Genomic DNA, 18,697 nt, shown 5'->3' with positions numbered 1-18,697 from the left:
CCACGGCTCAGAACGGACCGATTGGCGCCTTGAAGCGCCAGCTCGATATCCCGGTCTCGGGCGGGATTGGCGGGAATGGTGCCTGTTTTCGCACCAGCTCCAAGGCGAATTGATCAAGCTCCGGCGAGCCGGAGCTCTTGGCAAGTTGCAAGTCGGCAATGTTGCCATCGGCAAGCACGACAAATGCCACCATCGCGTTGTTGCGGGCTGTCGTTTGCGCGGATTTCGATACACGGCGATTGGCGCGAGCCAACTTGCTGGCCACTTCGCCGCTATAGCGGGAAGCCGCCGCGTTGCCGGCCTCGCTTTGCTTTCTCCCTTTGCTGGCAATGGCCGCCTTGATTTCATGGCCGTCAGCCGAGCCGCGCTTCTCGTATGGTTCGCCGGCGGTTGCTGGAGCACTTTCCGGGCTCGGCCTTGCGATGGGAATCGGCGGCTGCTCTGGAACAGAGGCAGGCGTTTCGGTGTCCTCGGTCTGCACGGTCGGTTGCGCCGGCATTTCAGTTCTGGGAGGCGCCACGCTCTGGTCATCGGAACGTGGCGTCCCCGCCATCAGTATGTCCGGCGTGACCGCCGGCAGCTTGACAGGTTCCGGCAGAGGCTCGGGAGGTGGCTTCGTGCCTTCCTGCGCGGGACGTGGAGGTTGTGTCGGTGGCATTGTCCCCGCTGCCTTTGCCGGTTGCTGCTTGGCCGGCTGCGGATTCGGCACCAGCGTGACATTCATCGCCGCCTGGTCCTTGTCCAGGGCGCTACCGACCACCTTGTCTCCTGAGTGATCGCTGCCTTCCGACTGCACCCCGCCCTGGAGATCGAACGTTCCCGTTGGCGATATAAAAAAGGCCGCCGCCACGCCTGCATGGAGCAGACAGGAGACGACGATCGCAGCCGGCCATTTGCCCTCACCGGCAGGCGGCCGCGTCTGGGCAAGCGGCTCGGCCGGCACGATGGCCAACTCGTCGCCGGCAGTGGGGAGGGAACTGATTTCCTGCATGTCGCGCGGCGGAAAATGCAGCGGCCCAGGCGCCATTGTCAAATCAAGATAGGCTGGCTCGAACAGCAAAACGCCGGCCAGGGGCCGTGCCTGGATATGTCGCGCCAAGGCGGGTTCTGGTCCCACATCAGACGCCGAAAGCGATGCCGGCCCTGGTGTCCGTCTTCAGCTTGCGCAAGCAGGCGGCCGGCTCGAGGCCCGTGCCGACGCACTCCGTCGCGCTGTTGATCAGCACACGGCTGACCTTGGTGCAGTCGGTACCGGCCAGGTCAAAGCGCGTCACCTTTGTTTTGTCTTGCCCGTTGGCAAATCCTTGAAGTCGAGCACCGTCAGCCGGTCGACCACCCCGGCCTCGTTGAACAGGGCGATCTCGAACGCCGCCTTGGTGAGATCGGCGCCGAGATTGTTGTTGACCAGGAAGGTCAGCCGGCAGCCTTTGTCAGAAGGCTGCGCGGCATTGAGTTCGAGGGTCAGGACCGGCTCGGACTGTTCAGCCCGCGCCGGAACCGTCGCAAGCGACATCGCCAGCGTCGAGGTCAGCAGACGAAGGGATGTCGTCAAGCTCGTCATGCTCAGCCTCCAAATCGCATGGTTGCGGCCAGCTTCAGCGTGATGCCCGGTTCATAGACAGCGACCGTCGTGCCGCCATTCAGCGGGTTGGCGTATTTGACGTCGAAAAGGTTGTCGGCACGGAAATCGACTTTCAGATTGTCGGTCGCCTGATAGCTGGCGAAGGCGTTGACCAGTGTGTAGTCCGTGGCCAACGTATTGCCCTTCGGCTTGCCGTTATACTGCACCTCGCCGCCGACGGTCAGCTTGTCCTCGAGGAAGCGCAAGCCGAGCTGAGCGGTGACCTGAGAGGAAGGAATGGTGGCTAGGTCGGCTTCCACACCCTTGTAGGAAACCGTGTGGCCATCCGTGATCGAAGCCGAGAGGCCGGCATAGCCCCATGCCGCATCGTAGACACCTTCCAGCTCGAAGCCGTCGATCTTGGCCTTGGCGAAATTCTGATACTGGAAGCAGATCGGGATGCCGGGGCCGAAGGGGCAGCCGCTGCCTGGAGCGAACGGCGACAGCGTTACGCCGTCGATATAGTCGTCGACATCGTTGTTGAAATAGGCCGCCTTGATACGGAATGCGTCGCCAGCCTCGAAGATGTCGTTCTGCTTGTAGTTGACGCCGAACTCGGTCGTCTTGCCGGTTTCAGGCCGCAGATTTGGATTGGGCAGGAACGGGAAGCTGACGCCAGCCGGATGGTTGCCGCTGATCAGCGTTTCCGTGATCGACGGCGAGCGATAGCCTTCCGCATAGGTGCCGTAGAATTGCAGGCCGGCAAGCCCGGCGAACGGCGAGACACCGACCGTGACGCGCGGCGATAGCCTGTCTCCGGAAATATCGTGCGTGTCATCCTTCAGGCTATAGCTGTCGTAGCGTAGGCCGGCGATGACTTCGAGCCAGTCCCAGCTGAGCTTGTCTTGGACGTAGGCGCCCGACACATTCCGCTTGCCAGAAGGGGTGTAGAAACTGTCGCCGCCGGCAGCGCCGCCCGTCTTGACGCTGTCGCCGACCCAGTCACCGCCATAGGTCAGTTCATGCGCGATGCCGCTCGTCTCGAACCGTGACGTGTTCCAGATATCGATGCCGGTCGTGCCGACATCGAATGTCGACTGCGATCCTGCCGGCAGCACCACGGGAAAACCGGTCACCGGATCGAAGCGGTTCTGCGGCACAAGACTGGTCAGGTCGAGATTGGTCTTGTTGTAGGAGGTGTTGATGTGGAGATCGAGCCAGCTCTTGTCTTCGTCCGTGATGTTGTAGCGGGCCGTGAAGGTGTTCGACTTCAGGTCGACATCATTCACAGACAGGCCGCCGCTGGTCTCGTTCCAGCCATCGCTAGAGCCGACCCAGCCAAGCTTCAGTTCACTGTTCTCGGTCGGCCGGATGGTGGTCTTGAGCAGGCCGCTCAGCACGTCGAAACCAGTGCCGTTGACGGTGTCGCCGTCGCCGTCCTTGTAGTTGTCGTAGTCGCGGTAGACGATGTTGCCCAGCACGTCCCAGTTCTGATTGATCCGATAGGCGCCGGATGCGCTTGATGTCCAGCCCTTGCCGTTGCTTTCGTAGCGTCCAGTAACGGAGCCTGCCCAGGTTTCGTCAGGCTTGAGGAAATCCAGCGCATCCTTGGTATCGAAGAAGACGACGCCGCCAATGGCGCCAGAACCATAGGTGTTGGCGACCGGACCGCGGATCACGTCGAGGGATTTGACCAGTTCGGGATCGATGTAGAAGGTCGACTGGGTGCCGTGGTCGGAACGCTGGAAATTCTGGCGCGCGCCATCGACGATGACGGCGACGCGGCCGAAATCCTGCAGGCCTCGGATGTTGATGCTGGTGCTGACGCGCCTGGCGTCTGCCTGCGCGGCGACGCCTGGTACGCCGAGCAGCATTTCGTTTGGCGTCGTCGCCATGCGGCGGTCGAGTTGCTCCTGGTCGACGTGGCTGGCCGAGGCCAGCGATTCGATCGCCGTTTCGCCGGTGCGGCTGAGCACCAGGATCTTGTCGAGCAGCGTCGCGCCCGAGGGAGCTGCTTTTTCCTGGTCAGTCTTTTTCGATTGACCCGTCTGCTCGCTCGCCGGCTGCGTCGCCTGTTGCGCGTACGCCGATGGCGCGGATAGGGCGACCGCCGCCACGCTTGCAAGCAAAGCCATTGCACGGTTCGCCTTCGACCGGCCGCGCCATTCCCAATTCATCAACCCCATGCCCCAACTCCAAATTCCAGGTTCCATGCTGGCTGGCCCGGGGCTTGCTGGCATTTTTGATCGTATCCGGCATCTTAAATGTTGACTCATTTAGTCCGGTATTGCACTGACTAGTAAACATGATTATTCGAGTCAAGAAATGAATCGGCAATTTCGCAACGCCTAGCCAGATGCCCGGCACAGGAAAGGGATCGACCCAGATGAACACGCACAATCCCAACGATTTTCGCTATCGCGTCCGCCGTTCGGACGATGCCTCCGCCCGTTTCGATCGGATTCCGCTGGCGGTGCGAACGCTGTCCAGCAACACGCTGTTCCAGGGCGAGCACGAGATCGGCATCGAACATCATGGGGCGCTCTACCGGCTGAAGATCACCCGCCAGGGCAAGCTCATTCTCAACAAGTAAGGCAAGGCATCAGGGGTAAAGACATGGACCAGCGCGTAAAACCCGCTCCGCATGAAATCCGGCGGGCACGGACCGAGAATCCGAAAGCGCGCGAGCGTGACCTGGCCGGCCAGCTCGGCATTTCGGAGGCCGAGCTGGCCGCCGCGCATTGCGGCGACGGCGCCGTCCGCATCGAACCGCGCGTCAACGACCTTCTGACCGGTCTCGAGGCCGTTGGCGAGGTCATGGCGCTGACCCGCAACGAAAGTGCGGTGCACGAGAAGATCGGGGTCTATGACAAGCCCGTCACCGGCAACCACAACGCCATGATGCTTGGCGAGAACATCGACCTGCGCATCTTCCCGAAAGTCTGGGCGCATGGCTTCGCCGTGGAGAAGCGGGATGGCGACGACATCCGCCGCAGCCTGCAGTTCTTCGATGCGGCCGGCGAGGCGGTGCACAAGGTGCATCTGCGCCCGGCCTCCAGCCTCTATGCCTACCAGAAGCTGGTCGCCTCACTGGAATCGTCGAACCAGGAGCCGACGATCGACATTTCACGGCCCGTTCTCGATGAGGAAAGCGAGGCCGGGACCGCAAGCCTGGACGATCTGCGTGACCGCTGGAGCCGGCTGACGGACGTGCACCAGTTCTTCGGCATGCTGAAGACGTTGAAGCTCAGCCGCCGCCAGGCGGTGCGCATGGTCGGCCAGGACTATGCCTGGCTGCTCGACAATGACGCGGTCCGGGCCATGTTCCATCACGCCGCCGAAGGCGAGATGCCGATCATGTGCTTCGTGGGCAACCGCGGCTGCATCCAGATCCATTCCGGCCCGGTCAAGTCGATCAAGACGACGGGACCGTGGATCAATGTGCTGGACGAGACCTTTCATCTGCACCTGCGAATCGACCACATCCATGAGGTCTGGGCGGTGCGCAAGCCGACCAAGGACGGCCATGTCACCTCGCTCGAGATCTATGCCGCCAATGGTGACATGATCATCCAGTTCTTCGGCAAGCGCCATGAAGGCGAGGGCGAACGCGACGACTGGCGTTTCCTGGCCGAGCACCTGCCGCGCATTCAAGCCCGACGGCAGCCTGAGGAAAGTGTAATGCGTTCTGTTTCGAGACTGTCCGCCCTGCGCGGATCGATCATCGGTTCCGCGATCGGTCTTTCCCTGGCTTTTGCCGCAATGCAACCAGCCGGCGCCACCGAAGGCGTTTCGGTCTTCGCCGACCCTTCGAAGATCGCCGCCATTGGCGGTTCCATCACCGAAATCGTCTATGCGCTTGGCGAGGAAAAGCGCCTCGTAGCGCGCGATTCCAGCAGCCTCTATCCGAAAGCGGCACTCGAATTGCCCGATGTCGGCTACATGCGCCAGCTGTCGCCGGAAGGCGTCTTGTCGGTCAATCCGACAGCCATACTGGCATTGCACGGCAGCGGCCCCAAGGAAGCCGTCGACGTGCTGAAGAAGACGAGCATTCCCTTCATCGAAGTGCCCGAGCAGTACAACCGTGAAGGCATCCTTCAGAAGGTCCGCATTGTCGGCAAGGCGCTCGGGGTCGAGGCCAAGGCGGAGGTGCTGGCCAAGGCGCTCGATGCCAAACTCACGGCCGCTAAAAAGCAGACAGAATCGATCAAAGAGCGCAAGCGCGTCCTGTTCGTGCTCTCGATGCAGGGCGGCAAGATCATGGCGGCCGGCAGCGACACCGCAGCCAACGGCATGGTCAAGCTGGCGGGCGGGGTCAATGCGGTGGAAGGCTTTTCCGGTTACAAGCAGATGTCCGACGAAGCGATCGTCACCGCCAGGCCGGACGTGATCCTGATGATGAGCAATGCCGGGCCTCCTGTGTCGGACGACGAAGTGTTCGGCAATCCATCCATAGCCTCGACGCCGGCCGGCACCGCGCGCAAGCTGATCCGCATCGATGGCGCCTATCTGCTCGGCTTCGGGCCGCGCACGGCCGACGCCATCCACGACCTCGCCGTGTCGCTTTATGGCGCACAGGTCACGGACTGAGATCATGGCCGACCAGTCGATCGCCGGTCCAGTGAAGGCGATGGGTGCATCCGAAGACGATCGTTCCGGTCGCGCCCGTGCCGTCATCCTCTTGCTGTGCCTGGGCCTGGCGATCGCCGTCTTGCTTTCGCTCACATCCGGGGCGTCGGACGCATCCGCCGTGAACGTCATCAGGGATTGGCTCTTTGGCACGGTCCCCGGCGATGCGGCCCTCAGCGCGCGTGACAGCCTGATCGTCTACGAAATCCGCCTGCCGCGCGTCATCCTCGGCATGTTGGTGGGCGCGGCGCTCGCGGTTTGCGGCGCCGTCATGCAAGGGCTGTTCCGCAATCCGCTCGCCGATCCCGGCCTGATCGGGGTTTCAGCCGGCTCCAGCCTTGGCGCGGTGGCCGTCATCGTGCTCGGCGGGACCGTGCTGGCACCGGCGACCGCATTGCTCGGAACGCTCGCGCTGCCGTTTGCGGCGTTTTTCGGCGGCCTCGCCACCACACTGGTGCTTTATGAGGTCGCCACGCGACGCGGGCAAACCTCGGTCGCCACCATGCTGCTCGCCGGCATAGCCTTGGCGGCACTTGCCATGGCGCTGACCGGAATCCTCATATTCATGGCCGACGATCGCCAGTTGCGCGACCTGACCTTCTGGTCCCTGGGATCGCTCGGTGGTGCGACATGGGCCAAGATCGCTTCCGTGGGGCCCATCATCAGCTTGGCGCTGGCGGCGATGCCGTTCCTGGCCCGCGGCCTCAATGCGCTGGCGCTCGGCGAGGCCACCGCCGGCCATCTCGGCATACCGGTGCAGCGGCTGAAATACACAGCCATCATTGGTGTCTCGGCGGCGGTCGGGGCGTCCGTCGCCGTCAGCGGGGGCATCGGTTTCGTCGGCATCGTGGTGCCGCATCTGCTGCGCCTGCTGATCGGCCCGGACAATCGTTACCTGCTGCCGGCCTCGGCGCTGCTCGGCGCCTCGCTGTTGCTGCTCGCCGATGCCGTCGCCCGCACCATCGTGGCGCCGGCCGAATTGCCGATCGGCATCGTCACCGCCGTCGCTGGCGCGCCGCTCTTCCTGTGGATCCTGTTGCGCAAGCGCGGCGTGATCGACCTGTGAGTTTGGGACCCAGTTGGAGTGTTTCATGATCGAAGCGCGCGATGTTTCTGTGGCGATCGGCAAGAAGCGTATTGTCGTTGATGTCGATTTCGAAGTCGGGCCGGGTGAAATCTCGGCCATCGTCGGTCCCAACGGCTCGGGCAAGACGACCTTTCTCAAGGCGATGTCGGGGGATCTCGCCCATACCGGACGGATCGTCATCAACGGTCGCGAACTGTCGACGATGAAGCCGGTCGAGGCCGCGACGGTGCGAGCGGTGCTGCCTCAGGCAACGACCTTGTCCTTTCCCTTCACGGTGCGCGAGATCGTCAGGCTTGGCCTCGTCGGTGGCCGCGCGGGGGTGCTGCCCGGCGAGAACGAACGCCTGCCGGAGCGGGCGCTGGCGCGGGTCGATCTCGATGGCTTTTCCGGGCGTTTCTACCAGGAACTTTCGGGTGGTGAGCAGCAGCGCGTCCAGCTTGCGCGCGTGCTGTGCCAGGTCTGGGCGCCAGTGCTCGACGGCGGGCCGCGCTATCTCTTCCTCGACGAACCGGTTTCCAGCCTCGACATCAAGCATCAGCTGATCATCATGAACATCGCCCGCGATTTCGCCAGAAGAGGCGGGGGCGTGGTCGCGATCCTGCACGACCTCAATCTGACGGCCATGTATGCCGACCGCATCTTCGTGATGCATCGCGGCCGGCTGGCCGCGACCGGCTCGCCGCGGGAGGTGCTAAGCGATGAGCTGATCGAAAGGGTGTTCGATTGCCGGCTCAAGGTCGGCGTGCTGCCGGCTAGCGACATGCCGTTCGTGCTCCCCCAATCGTCGGTCAGCTGATATTCAGCCGACCTCGCACGACACGACAGGGATCAAGCTGCCGGCGCGCGGCGCTCCATCAATAGGTCGATGCCGAGCAGGTTGCGCACGTTCGGCCGCGCCGCCACCAGGTCGGCGATCGTGTAGCGGGCAAGCACGGCGAAGAAGGCGTTGAGCGCCTCGCGCAGCGCCGAATTCAACGCGCAGCTGTCGACGAGTGGGCATTCGGCCGCGTCGTTCTCGAAGCACTCCGCCATGGCAAAGCTTTCCTCGGTCACGCGCACAACGTCGAACAGGCTTATCGCTTCGGCGGCACGGCCGAGCCGTACCCCTCCGTTCCGGCCGCGGACAGTCTTGACCAGGCCGTTCTCGACCAAAGGCTGCAGGATCTTGAACAGGAACAGTTCCGACACCGAATAGGCGGCCGCGATCTCCGGGATGCGGCTCAACCGTTCATTGTTGGCGGCACAATACATCAGGATGCGCATGGCGTAGTTGGTTTGGCGGGTAAGCCGCATTTCATCCTCACAAAGCGCTGGCACGGTGCAACCATGCCAGAGTGTAGACTTGCCGGCGCGGCTTCATCCGGATTTTCGGAGTCTCCACACTGGCCTCGACGGAATATGGCCTATACCTTGGAATAATTCCAGACTAGCTTCGCGTTATAGCTGAATATTCTCGTCAACTTTATGTGCGTGACCGGGTGAAACCCCGCGGGTAATCGCTGTCACGGGCATTCTGGCGGTCGAAACACTAAATAGGCTGAGATCGACGAGGAGCGGCCCATCCATGGCTCAATCGGACCAGTCCCTGGCGCCAGTGCGGTTCGATGCCGACGCGGGCGCCAAGCTTTCCGCGCTGCGGCGGACAAAGTTCGTCGCCACGGCGGCACTGGCGCTCTGCGTGCTGGTCTTTGCCTTGGCCAAGTCCTTCCAGAGCAGCTATCCGTGGCTCGGCTTCGTCGCCGCCTTCGCCGAGGCGGCAACCGTCGGCGGCCTTGCCGACTGGTACGCGGTGGTGGCGCTGTTCAAACGGCCGCTCGGGCTGCCCATCCCCCACACCGCCATCATCCCGGAAAACCAGGACCGCATTGCCGACAATCTCGGCCGTTTCATCGAGGTCAATTTCCTGGCGCCGGAGCCGGTGCGTGAAAAACTCGCCGAGGTCGATTTTTCGGCACTCGTCGCCGACTGGCTGGCCGATGCCGAGCGCGCCGCCGACCTGTCGCGCTTCCTCGTGCGGCTTGTGCCGCAGACGCTTGCCGCCGTCGAACAATCCGGCCTGCGCGGTTTCGTCACCAGCCGCATGCTCGAACAGATCGAAAAGGTGCCGCTGGCGCCGCTGGCGGCCGAACTCTTGTCGGCACTCACCGACGATCGCCGCCACCAGAAGCTGTTCGACGAGTTCATCAAGGTAATCGGCCGGTTTCTCAACGACGAACAGGCGCTGGCGACGATGCGCGACAAGATCCGTGAGGAATTGCCGTCGCTGTTCAATCTGTTTCGCGCCGACGCCTATCTCCTGAAGAAGATCGTCGCCTCGGCGGGCTCCCTGCTGGACGAGGTGCGTGCCGATCCCGACCACCCGATGCGCGCCGAATTCGACCGTTTCGCGCTAGGCTTCGTCGAGCGGCTGCGCACATCCAAGCAATACGCCAAGCGAGCGGAGAAAATGAAGCGCGATTTCCTCGCCAGACCCGAAGTCAGGGCGCTGGCCGGCGACATGTGGGAGAGCCTCAGCCTGTTCATCGAGCAGGATGCCAAGGCGCCGAATTCGCTGATCCGGGAGCAACTCGCCAGCATGTTCGTCGAGGTCGGCCGCCATCTTGCCGGCGATGCGCAGATCCGGGCCGACATGAACGGAGGATTCGTGGTGGCGCTGGCCTCTTTCGTCGAAAGCCAGAAGAGCGGCGTATCGAAATTCATCGCCGACCAGGTCAAGCGCTGGGATCTGGCGCAACTGACGCGCCTGATCGAGATGAACATCGGCAGCGACCTGCAATATATCCGCTTCAACGGCATGATCATCGGCGGGCTGGCCGGCATCGTGCTCTATACGATCGAGTTGCTGCTCCCGGTCAATTGATCCGTATCGACCGCCAGGCGTGCGTTCGAAATGGACACACGGCGTTCGAGTGCTATTCTCCAGTCGAGGGCGTCCGCACCCGCGGCAACAGGGGAGAAGACAATCATGGCCAGGCAACCGGAATCCGATTCCTTCATGGAGATGTTCGGCAGATTCGGCCGTGACCTCAAGGTGCCCAACGTCGATGTCGAGGCGATTCTTGCGCACCATCGCAAGAATCTGGAAGCGCTGGAGAAGGCGGCACGGACCAGTGCGGCCGGGGCATCCTCGCTGTTGTCGAGGCAGCGCGAAATGCTGCAGGACACGCTGCGGGAAGTCGCCGACATGGCGCAGAGCTACCGCGCACCGGGCAATCCGCAGGAGCTCATGGCCAAGCAGACGGAGTTTGCCAGAAAATCCTTCGAGGCGGCGCTCAAGAACGCCGGTGAAGTGGCTGAACTGGCGAGGAAATCAGGCACCGAATCGATCGATATCCTGCGCGCGCGTATCAAGGAAGCGATGGAGGAGGTCCGCGCCGGTTACGGGCAGAAGTAGGTTCTCATCGGCTGTCGTTCCGTCCTCGGCCAAGCACGCCGGTTCGCGATTCCGCAACCTTGCGCATAGTTGTATTAGCGCCACAGCATAAGCTCCCGGCAGCCTGGAAGGTTGGAAAATCCGAATTCGGCCTGCCATCGCGTGGCAATGCATGGCACGAGTGAGCTCGACTCCGCCGGAACGGTTTTGCGCAGGATGAATTGACAGAGGCCGCCGGTTCGTGGTCCGGAAGCTTTGGAAGCGATCGGGAACGCAGGAATGACGGAAGTACGGCCTAAAACGCCGCCTAGCTACGAGCAGCTGAGAACGATGTCCGGACAGGAGCTCGGCGTCTCGGAATGGACCACGGTCGACCAGAACCGTATCAACCAGTTCGCCGACTGTACCGGCGACCATCAATGGATCCACGTCGATCCTGAACGGGCGCGGCGGCAAAGCCCGTTCCGCACCACGATCGCGCATGGCTATCTGACGTTGTCGATCATCGGCGCGCTGGCCCTCGACATGGGGATCGTTCCCGAGAATACGCAGGCCGCCTTCAATTACGGTTTCGACAAGGTGCGTTTCCTGGCGCCGGTCAAGGTCGGCGCACGCATTCGCCTGCGCACGACGCTGCTTTCCATGGAAAACCGGGGCCCGGGCCAGTATCTGATGAAGGCAGCCAACACGGTCGAGATCGAAGGCGAGGAAAAGCCGGCGTTGATGGCTGAAACGCTGGTCATGCTCTATGAGCGCCGCAGACGGGCAGGGGCCTGAGGGGCGGTCCTTTGGGACGCCCGCCGCCGGCAGCCGCCAAACAGGTCACGCAATCCCGGGCCGGGTACGGCCGGCAAAGCGAAGTGAGATCAGCGCGAGCAACAGCGCAACCAGCGCCAGGGCCGTTGCCGTCTGAAAGGTGACCTGCATGCCCCGGGCGGCCGAAGCGGAACTCAGGACGTCCTGACCTGTTCCTTGCCGCGTACCGGCCGAAGCAATCGCGAATATGGCGCCCATCAGCGATGCGCCGGTGATGAGGCCGAGATTTCGCGACAGGTTGAGCAAACCGGAAACGACGCCACGCTCGTCTGCGCTTACACCGCTCATCACGGCCGCGTTGTTGGAGGTCTGGAACAGGGCGTAGCCGAAGCAGGTGACGGTGATTGGAACGACATAGCTGGCAATGCCGAGCTTGGTCAGGGCAAGCGACAGGAGGAACGTCCCCGTGGCGAGGCAGGCCAGGCCGGCGACCGTCATCGCGTGGGCACCGAAGCGGTCGGTCAGGCGGCCGGCCAACAGCGCTGACAGGGTCGAGACAAGCGGCCCGGTCGAAAGCGCCATTCCGACCATCGCGGCATCCAATCCGAGCCCGCGCGACAGGTAGAACGGCGCAACCACGAGGGTTGCCATCATCACCGTCGCGACGATGAGGCTCATGGTAAGGCCGGCGCTCAGCCGCGGGTCGCGGAAGCGGGCGAGTTGGACAAGCGGCGCCTTCACTTTCGCCTGCGCGATGGCGAACACGATGACGCCGATGCCGGCCGCGACCAGCAGGCCCAAATTGAGGACGCCGAAATTGCCTCTGCCAAGCGTCAATGCCAGGGCATAGGCGCCCAAGGTTAGGGCCAGCAGGGCGGTTCCCGTGACGTCAAACGTGCCTCGAGCGACCTCCATTGTTCCGCTGCGCGCCGGCAGGGCACGCCAGGCGAGAGCGAAGGTCAGAAGGCCCAGCGGGACATTGACAAGAAAGATAGCCCGCCAGCCAAGGCCGGCGATCAAAAAGCCACCAAGCGAAGGCCCGAGCGTCGTGCCGATCGCGGACGTGGCGCCGAGCAGGCCCATGGCGCTGCCGGTTCGCTCCTTGCTCACGGTTTCCGCGACGAAGGCCAGTGTCAGCGCCATCATCAGCGCGGCGCCAATCCCCTGCATGGCGCGCGCCGCGATCAGCAGCCAGAGCGTCGGTGCCAGGCCGCAGAGCACCGATGCCAGCGTGAACAGCGCGATGCCGCCAAGCAGCAACGGCCGGCGCCCGAACATGTCGGCCAGCCGCCCGGCGCCGACGATCAGCGTGGTGATGGCGAGCAGATAGGCGAGAACCACCCATTGCACGGACTGGAACGATGCATCGAAAGCCTGCATCAGCGAGGGCAGCCCGACGCTGGCAATGCTGGTTCCCAAGGACGATAGCAGCGTGGCGAGCGATAGGCTCGCCAGCGCCAGGCCAGTGGACCGGGCCTGTTGCGGCGCCGATGTCAGTTCCCGATTTTGCTCAGCGAGTCCCAAGGCGATCTCCTTCTGTCTGCTCCCGAAGCGGAGCTGTCGGAGATCTAGTCTTGTGATTGATATGGCGGAAGGTGCAGCATTTGCATCTTATCCGTGCGTCAAACGCCATATCATGCTAGGATAGACCGATGACATCACCCGATCTCAATCTGCTGTTTGCCCTCAATGTCCTGCTGGCCGAGGGCAGCGTGGCGCGCGCGGCGCGCCGTCTGCGCCTCAGCCCCTCGGCGATGAGCCGAACGCTGGCGCGGCTGCGCGAGGCAACGGGCGATCCTCTGCTGGTGCGCGCCGGGCGCGGCCTGGTGGCGACGCCGCGTGCGGAGGAATTGCGGTCACAAGTCGGCCGTGTCGTCCAGGACGCGGAAGTGCTCCTGCGCCCTGCCGAGTTGCTTGACCCCCGGAGTCTGGACCGGATCTTCACATTGCGCACCAACGAAAGCTTCGTCGAGGAGTTCGCGCCCCGTCTCGTCGCCCGCATCGAGGCCGATGCGCCAGGGGTGCGGCTGCGTTTTGCGCCGAAGTCCGATAAGGATGCGATGTCGCTGCGCGAAGCGGCGATTGACCTGGAAATTGGCGTTGCCGGCGAGACCGGACCCGAAGTGCGCATCCAGGCGCTGTTTCGCGACCGTTTCATCGGCGCTGTTCGATCAGGCCATCCCCTGAGCGAGGGCAAGGTGACGCCCGAGCGCTATGCGGCCGGCCGGCACATTAGCGTTTCGCGGCGCGGCCGCGAGAAAGGGCCGATCGACGAAGCGCTGAATGGGTTTGGCTTGCGGCGGACGGTGGTGTGCATGGTCTCGGGCTTTTCGGCGGCACTTGCCATGGCCCGAGCCTCGGACCTGATCGCCAGCGTGCCGGAGCGGCATACGACAGGAGCGCGCGCCGGCATGCACAGTTTTCCCCTGCCGGTCGCCACCTTGGACGTCACCATCTCCATGCTCTGGCATCCGCGCCTCGATGCCGATCCGGCACAACGCTGGTTGCGTGAGTGCGTGCGCGAGGTTTGTTCGAAGCACTGACGATTTCGTGCCAAATCAGCGAGCCATCGCCGTTTCGAGCGCCTTGAAAATCCGCTCGTCCGCGCACTGGGCGACGTTGAAGCGTAGGAAGCGACTGGCGGACTGCGACAGGCTGAACGCATTGCCAGGTGCCAGCACGATGTTGTCGGCCAGGGCGCGGCGGGCGATTTCGGCCGCGTCCACTCCGTCCGGCAGGCCGCACCACAGGAACAGCCCGGCCGGCTGCTCGATCCAGGGCATGATGCCGATCGCTTTCAGCCGGGCGCTGGTTTCAACCATGGCGCGCGCAAGCTTGGCGCGCAGCAGATCCATATGTTTGCGGTAGCTGCCGTCCTTCAGCAGCGTCAGCACCAGTTCGGCCGCCAGCCGTCCGCCGCCGAAAGTCGTGGCGATCTTGAGGTCGGCCAGGCGCTCGATCCAGTCTCGGGGCGCGGCGATGAAGCCACAGCGGACCGACGCCGAGAGCGTCTTGGAGAAACTGCCGATCTGGACGACGCGACTGAGGCCATCGAACGCCGCCAGCCTGGGGGCAGGGGTATGCTCGAAATCGGCGAAGATGTCATCCTCGACGATGGTCAGGTCCGACTGGTCGGCAAGCTTGAGCAACCTGTGCGCGGTGACCGGAGACAGGATCGCGCCGGTCGGATTGTGGATGGCGGAGTTGGTGATGTAGAGGCGCGGCCGGTGTTCGGCCAGCGCCTGGGCGAACAGTTCGATGTCCGGTCCCGATGGTGTGTAGGGAATGCTGACGACCCTGGCGCGGTGGGCACGCAGCAAAGCGTGGAAATTGAAATAGCAGGGGTCGTCGACCAGCACCGTGTCGCCGGGCTCGATCAGGAACCGGCAGAGCAGGTCGATGGCCTGGGTGCCCGATTCCGTCAGCATGATCTGTTCGGGGGAGACTTCGATGCCGTGCCCGGCCATGCGCCGCGCCAGCAATTGCCGCAGCGGCGGCAGCCCGAGCGGCGTGCCGTAATCGGCAAGCGCGACATCGTCGGCACGCGCGACCGTACGCAGTGCCCGGCGCAGCCCGGTCTGGGGCATCCATGATGCCGGCAGCCAGCCGCAACCGGGTTTCAGGACCTCCTCGCCAGCCTCCAGCGACTGGCGCGAAACCCAGAGCGGATCGACGGCACGATCGAGCCGGGGGCCGATCTCGGCCAGGGACAGCGGCGCCAGCGAGCCGGCGGCATAAAAACCGGAACCCGGCCGGGAGCGGATCGCGCCTTCGGCGGCAAGCCGCTCATAGGCTTCGACGACGGTGGATTTGGACACCTGCATGGACTTCGCGAAGGCACGGATCGACGGCAATCGGGTTCCCGGTGTCAGGCTGCGCGCTGCGATCCGCTGTCGGATGGTCGCCATGACGCTTTCCACAAGGGTGCGCGCACTGTCGGGTTCCAAAGTAAGGTCTGTCATCCGTACTGCTCAATCCTCCATTACAGTTTCATCGAATTGTACCCCATTGTCTCTGGCTGCACCATGGGCGTCCGCCCGATAGAGGGTGAAAGCAATGGAGCCTGCGATGGACAAGACGGCGAGCGGCTGGGTGAACGGATTTATCGGCGTGCTGATCTTCAGCGGTTCGTTGCCGGCGACGCGCGTGGCGGTGATGGATCTCGATCCGATATTCCTGACATCGGCTCGCGCGGTCATAGCCGGCCTGCTTGGTCTGGCGCTGCTACTTGCATTCCGCGAGAAACGCCCTGGGCGTCATGACTTGCTGTCGCTCGTCATTGTTGCTCTTGGCGTGGTGGTCGGCTTTCCCTTGCTGACGGCATTGGCGCTGAAGCATGTCACCTCGGCCCACTCCATCATCTTTGTCGGCCTGCTGCCGCTGGCGACCGCGATCTTCGGTGTGTTGCGCGGCGGTGAACGGCCCCGGCCGGCCTTCTGGCTGTTCTCATGCCTCGGCAGTGCGCTGGTGGCGGGTTTTGCACTTGCGCAAGGCGTGACGGCTTCGCCGGTCGGCGATGGGCTGATGCTTGCGGCCATCATCGCCTGCGGCCTTGGCTACGCCGAGGGTGCCGCACTGTCGCGCAAGCTCGGCGGCTGGCAAGTGATCTGCTGGGCGCTGGTGCTGTCCCTGCCGATCATGCTGGTGCTGACGTTTGCGACCCTGCCGCCATCCTTCGCCAGCGTCGGCTCCAATGCCTGGATCGGTCTTGGCTATGTCTCGCTGTTCAGCATGCTGATCGGTTTCGTCTTCTGGTATCGCGGGTTGGCGCAAGGCGGTATTGCAGCGGTGGGGCAGTTGCAGCTTCTGCAGCCGTTTTTCGGGCTCGCATTGGCGGCGACGCTGCTGCACGAGCAGGTCAGCCCAATGATGATCGTCGTCACGCTGGGCGTGGTGACCTGCGTGTTCGGCGCAAAGAAATTCGCCAAGCGGGATTTGCCGCGGCGTGCGACTGCATAGTGATGATGCCGATCCCTGACTAGTTTTTCGTATAGTCAGGCCCAACCCGTGTCGGCAGGCCGTCGGCTAGTTTCAACCAAGGGAGCTTCTCCTCAAAAGCGACATGCAGCGTGGGTGCAAATTTTTCCGGCTCCTCCATCCCCGCTGCAAAAAAATGCATGACACCGGACATGTTCGTTGAGCGGAAGGACAGCGGCGTGCCGCAGTGATCGCAAAATGTTCTTTCCACACCGGGAGAAGAGTTGAATACCTTCGGTGGCTTGCCCAACCATCGCCAGTGGCCGTCCAAGACGCCAATATAGGTGGTCATCGGCGCGGAACATTGCCGCCGACAACTTTCACAATGACAGACCACGCATGCTTGCGCCGGCCCATCGACTTCAAAAGCAATAGCGCCGCATAAGCAATGACCACGCATGGAAACTCTCCTTAAGTCACTGACCCATTAAGTTGTACCGGGCGTAGTGAGAGAGTCGCCATGAGATGCGCCGAGCTGGCGCTCAATTGCGACATTACCAATGAAAGTACCAGCGGCGCCTTCTTGTCGAGCATGGCCTAGCGGCCATCCGATTGTTGCTTCCCTTTCACCGCCTTTTGGCTCTGAACGAGTTTAAGCTTTAGGTACCCGACTGCGGCACCATCCTTTCGGCGACATACAGCATGTGCATTGAGCTCGGATCGGTCGGCAGCAGGTCAGGGTGAGCGAATTCGCCGCCCTCGATTTTCGTCATCCCCAACCTTTGCATGACGGCTTCGGACCGCTTGTTCGCAAATGCGGTGAATGCGTAGACGCGCGGCGCATCCAGGCTGCCGAATGCATAGTCGAGGGCGGCGCGAGCGGCTTCGGTCGCATAACCCTTGCCCCAATGGTCGCGAGCAAGCCGCCAGCCCACCTCCAGGGCCGGGCCGAAAGGGAAATCGGTCCCGAGGCGGTGCAGGCCGACCGCGCCGAGCAACGCTCCGTCGCCGATAGGCTCGGCGGCCCAGAAAATCGGCTCGCCGACTTCGGAAAGCCGCATCAGTTGTTCGACGATGTCGCTGGTCTCAGAGGCGTCTTCATGCCGCCGAGGAACTGCATCACCTCCGGATCGGCGTGGATAACGCTCAAGAGGGGCTTATCCGCCTCTCGCCAGGCCCTGAGCTTCAACCGGTCTGTCGCGATCATACACTCTCTCCAAGAGCATCGGCTCACCCTCGCTACCATAATAGCGTTCTGGCTGTGATTGAGTCTCGACCTTAGAACTTCGTCACCACGCCGATGCCGATGCCCTCGAAACCGCCCATCGCCATCAAGGCTGCTGGCGCCTCGTTGAGGCTGATCTTCTTGCCGACCAGCAGTTCGGGCTTGAGCTTGCCGTGGCGGATCATCTCCATCATCGCGGGGTAGCGATAGGCCTGCATGCCGTGACTGCCGAGGATTTCGAGTTCGAAGGCGATCACCTTGTCCATCGGCACTTGCGGTCGGGCATGCTCGCCCAGCATCAGGCCGACCTGCACGTGACGGCCGCGCCGGCGCAGGTTGGCGATCGAGTTGAAGGACGTCGTGGGGTGGCCGAGCGCGTCCATCGACATGTGGGCACCGCCATTGGTGATCTGCTTGACCGCCTTGACGACGTTCGGCGTCGTGGAGGCGTTGATCGTCGCCACGGCACCGATTTTTTTGGCGAAGTTCAGTTTCTCCTCGGTGAGGTCGATGGCGATGACGTTGGCGCCCATCGAACTGGCGATCATGATCGCCGACAGGCCGACGCCGCCGCAGCCATGCACCGCCACCCATTCGCCCGGCGTCACCCGGCCTTGGTCGACGATGGCGCGGAACGATGTGACGAAGCGGCACCCGAGGCTGGCGGCGGTGGCGAATTCCATTTCGTCGGGCAGGCGCACGAGATTGGTGTCGGCGTGTTCGATGGCGACATATTCGGCGAACGAGCCCCAGGCGTTGAAGCCAGGCTGAGACTGATGTTCGCAGACCTGATGATTGCCTGATGTGCATTCGAAGCAGTGGCCGCAACCGACGGCGAACGGCACGGTGACGCGTTCGCCCGCCTTCCAGCGGGTGACGTGCTTGCCGGCGGCGACGACGATTCCCGCCAGTTCATGGCCCGGCACGTGCGGCAGGCGGATATCGGCGTCATGGCCCATCCAGCCGTGCCAGTCGCTGCGGCACAACCCGGTCGCCTCGACCTTGATGACGACGCCATCGGCAGCCGGCTTCGGATCGGGCACGGTCTGGATGGTCGGCGCTTCGCCGAATTTCTCGAAGACGACGGCTTTCATCGGTCACTCCACCCTTGAGACTGCACGTGGGAAACGATAGCCGATTCCCTGACCG

The 18,697-nt window shown here is 63.2% G+C and carries 18 protein-coding genes and 2 pseudogenes; 10 read left to right on the top strand and 10 right to left on the bottom strand.

Going from position 1 to position 18,697, the window contains the following annotated elements:
- Window positions 1–7: 7 nt before the first annotated feature.
- From O7A60_RS11600 to O7A60_RS11590, 3 genes and pseudogenes are all read right to left on the bottom strand, one after another.
- Window positions 8–1,099 carry an energy transducer TonB family protein gene (locus tag O7A60_RS11600; RefSeq protein ID WP_337106369.1) on the bottom strand — a complete coding sequence of 364 codons (1,092 nt, stop codon included), beginning with the start codon at window positions 1,097–1,099 and terminating at the stop codon, window positions 8–10.
- 19 nt (window positions 1,100–1,118) lie between these two features.
- Window positions 1,119–1,561: pseudogene (locus tag O7A60_RS11595) on the bottom strand (hypothetical protein).
- A gap of 2 nt (window positions 1,562–1,563) precedes the next feature.
- Window positions 1,564–3,747 (bottom strand): TonB-dependent hemoglobin/transferrin/lactoferrin family receptor, encoded by a 2,184-nt coding sequence (locus tag O7A60_RS11590; protein ID WP_337106367.1) that lies wholly within the window; start codon window positions 3,745–3,747, stop codon window positions 1,564–1,566.
- Between the two features lie 200 nt (window positions 3,748–3,947).
- Between O7A60_RS11590 and hemP the strand changes: the two genes are divergently transcribed.
- The 5 genes and pseudogenes from hemP to O7A60_RS11565 all read left to right on the top strand — a co-directional run bounded on the left by hemP (window position 3,948) and on the right by O7A60_RS11565 (window position 8,073).
- A complete protein-coding gene (gene hemP / locus O7A60_RS11585) occupies window positions 3,948–4,154 on the top strand; it encodes a hemin uptake protein HemP (RefSeq protein WP_027051401.1) in 207 nt (68 codons plus the stop codon).
- A gap of 23 nt (window positions 4,155–4,177) precedes the next feature.
- Window positions 4,178–5,232 (top strand): annotated as a pseudogene (locus O7A60_RS11580) (hemin-degrading factor).
- 10 nt (window positions 5,233–5,242) lie between these two features.
- Window positions 5,243–6,151: a heme/hemin ABC transporter substrate-binding protein gene (locus tag O7A60_RS11575; protein WP_337106543.1), complete on the top strand. Its 909-nt coding sequence runs from the start codon at window positions 5,243–5,245 to the stop codon at window positions 6,149–6,151.
- A 4-nt stretch (window positions 6,152–6,155) separates the two neighbouring features.
- Complete coding sequence (locus O7A60_RS11570) at window positions 6,156–7,256, top strand: FecCD family ABC transporter permease (RefSeq protein ID WP_337106366.1); 1,101 nt, start codon at window positions 6,156–6,158, stop codon at window positions 7,254–7,256.
- A gap of 25 nt (window positions 7,257–7,281) precedes the next feature.
- Entirely contained in the window at window positions 7,282–8,073 is a 792-nt protein-coding gene (locus tag O7A60_RS11565) for a heme ABC transporter ATP-binding protein (protein WP_337106365.1), read from the top strand.
- 32 nt (window positions 8,074–8,105) lie between these two features.
- On the opposite strand, the gene rirA is transcribed toward O7A60_RS11565, so the two are convergent.
- A complete protein-coding gene (rirA, locus tag O7A60_RS11560; RefSeq protein ID WP_337106364.1) occupies window positions 8,106–8,570 on the bottom strand; it encodes an iron-responsive transcriptional regulator RirA in 465 nt (154 codons plus the stop codon).
- A gap of 271 nt (window positions 8,571–8,841) precedes the next feature.
- Here rirA and O7A60_RS11555 point away from each other — a divergent pair, with 271 nt between their 5' ends.
- The 3 genes from O7A60_RS11555 to O7A60_RS11545 all read left to right on the top strand — a co-directional run bounded on the left by O7A60_RS11555 (window position 8,842) and on the right by O7A60_RS11545 (window position 11,427).
- Window positions 8,842–10,137: a DUF445 domain-containing protein gene (locus tag O7A60_RS11555; protein ID WP_337106363.1), complete on the top strand. Its 1,296-nt coding sequence runs from the start codon at window positions 8,842–8,844 to the stop codon at window positions 10,135–10,137.
- 105 nt (window positions 10,138–10,242) lie between these two features.
- Window positions 10,243–10,671 (top strand): phasin family protein, encoded by a 429-nt coding sequence (locus tag O7A60_RS11550; protein WP_140711389.1) that lies wholly within the window; start codon window positions 10,243–10,245, stop codon window positions 10,669–10,671.
- Window positions 10,672–10,929: 258 nt separating this feature from the next.
- Window positions 10,930–11,427 (top strand): MaoC family dehydratase, encoded by a 498-nt coding sequence (locus O7A60_RS11545; protein ID WP_337106362.1) that lies wholly within the window; start codon window positions 10,930–10,932, stop codon window positions 11,425–11,427.
- Between the two features lie 45 nt (window positions 11,428–11,472).
- Here O7A60_RS11545 and O7A60_RS11540 read toward each other — a convergent pair whose 3' ends face one another.
- A complete protein-coding gene (locus O7A60_RS11540) occupies window positions 11,473–12,930 on the bottom strand; it encodes an MFS transporter (RefSeq protein ID WP_337106361.1) in 1,458 nt (485 codons plus the stop codon).
- Between the two features lie 128 nt (window positions 12,931–13,058).
- Here O7A60_RS11540 and O7A60_RS11535 point away from each other — a divergent pair, with 128 nt between their 5' ends.
- Window positions 13,059–13,949: a LysR family transcriptional regulator gene (locus tag O7A60_RS11535; protein WP_337106360.1), complete on the top strand. Its 891-nt coding sequence runs from the start codon at window positions 13,059–13,061 to the stop codon at window positions 13,947–13,949.
- A gap of 15 nt (window positions 13,950–13,964) precedes the next feature.
- Here the strand turns inward: O7A60_RS11535 and O7A60_RS11530 are convergent, their stop codons facing one another.
- Window positions 13,965–15,368 (bottom strand): aminotransferase-like domain-containing protein, encoded by a 1,404-nt coding sequence (locus O7A60_RS11530; protein ID WP_337106358.1) that lies wholly within the window; start codon window positions 15,366–15,368, stop codon window positions 13,965–13,967.
- Window positions 15,369–15,474: 106 nt separating this feature from the next.
- Between O7A60_RS11530 and O7A60_RS11525 the strand changes: the two genes are divergently transcribed.
- Window positions 15,475–16,365: a DMT family transporter gene (locus tag O7A60_RS11525; protein WP_337106357.1), complete on the top strand. Its 891-nt coding sequence runs from the start codon at window positions 15,475–15,477 to the stop codon at window positions 16,363–16,365.
- 19 nt (window positions 16,366–16,384) lie between these two features.
- Here the strand turns inward: O7A60_RS11525 and O7A60_RS11520 are convergent, their stop codons facing one another.
- From O7A60_RS11520 to O7A60_RS11505, 4 genes are all read right to left on the bottom strand, one after another.
- Window positions 16,385–16,783: a GFA family protein gene (locus O7A60_RS11520; protein WP_337106356.1), complete on the bottom strand. Its 399-nt coding sequence runs from the start codon at window positions 16,781–16,783 to the stop codon at window positions 16,385–16,387.
- A gap of 199 nt (window positions 16,784–16,982) precedes the next feature.
- Window positions 16,983–17,384: a GNAT family N-acetyltransferase gene (locus O7A60_RS11515; RefSeq protein WP_337106355.1), complete on the bottom strand. Its 402-nt coding sequence runs from the start codon at window positions 17,382–17,384 to the stop codon at window positions 16,983–16,985.
- Window positions 17,384–17,530 (bottom strand): GNAT family N-acetyltransferase, encoded by a 147-nt coding sequence (locus O7A60_RS11510; RefSeq protein WP_337106353.1) that lies wholly within the window; start codon window positions 17,528–17,530, stop codon window positions 17,384–17,386. The genes O7A60_RS11515 and O7A60_RS11510 overlap by 1 nt, the downstream gene beginning before the upstream one ends.
- 71 nt (window positions 17,531–17,601) lie before the next feature.
- Complete coding sequence (locus O7A60_RS11505; protein ID WP_337106352.1) at window positions 17,602–18,642, bottom strand: zinc-dependent alcohol dehydrogenase family protein; 1,041 nt, start codon at window positions 18,640–18,642, stop codon at window positions 17,602–17,604.
- Window positions 18,643–18,697 lie beyond the last annotated feature (55 nt).

The organism is Mesorhizobium salmacidum (SeqCode) (assembly GCF_037179605.1).
GTDB lineage: Bacteria > Pseudomonadota > Alphaproteobacteria > Rhizobiales > Rhizobiaceae > Mesorhizobium > Mesorhizobium salmacidum.
Note: the sequence above shows the minus strand (reverse complement) of the source record. Positions and strands in the feature narration are given on the sequence as shown.